The 312-nt window shown below is 65.1% G+C and carries 1 pseudogene; it reads right to left on the bottom strand.

Going from position 1 to position 312, the window contains the following annotated elements:
- Positions 1–66 precede the first annotated feature (66 nt).
- Positions 67–312: pseudogene (locus tag H0524_RS24605) on the bottom strand (hypothetical protein); the annotation flags it as partial.

Genomic DNA, 312 nt, shown 5'->3' with positions numbered 1-312 from the left:
GACGCCACTCCCGGCTCGGACAGCAATCCCCGATCACCTACGAGAAGACCACCCGGCCAGCAGCAGCTACGCTGCCCCTGGCCGCATAAACCCGTGTCCAGGATCAGGGGTCAAGCCCCATCGTCGTGCGTCGTGCGTCGTGCGGTGTGGGGACGTCCGCCCGTGGTCAGCGCCGAGCCGCTCGAGGACGTCGGAGACGTCCGGTGCTTGGAGGGGTTTGGCGATGTAGTACGTGTCGGTGACGTCTTCGCTGGAGTGCCCAAGCTGTGCTGTGGCGCTTTTGGTGTCTGCTTCTTCCTTGATGAGGGTGGC

Source organism: Salinispora sp. H7-4 (assembly GCF_013416675.1).
Taxonomy (GTDB): Bacteria; Actinomycetota; Actinomycetes; order Mycobacteriales; family Micromonosporaceae; genus Micromonospora; species Micromonospora vitiensis.
Note: the sequence above shows the minus strand (reverse complement) of the source record. Positions and strands in the feature narration are given on the sequence as shown.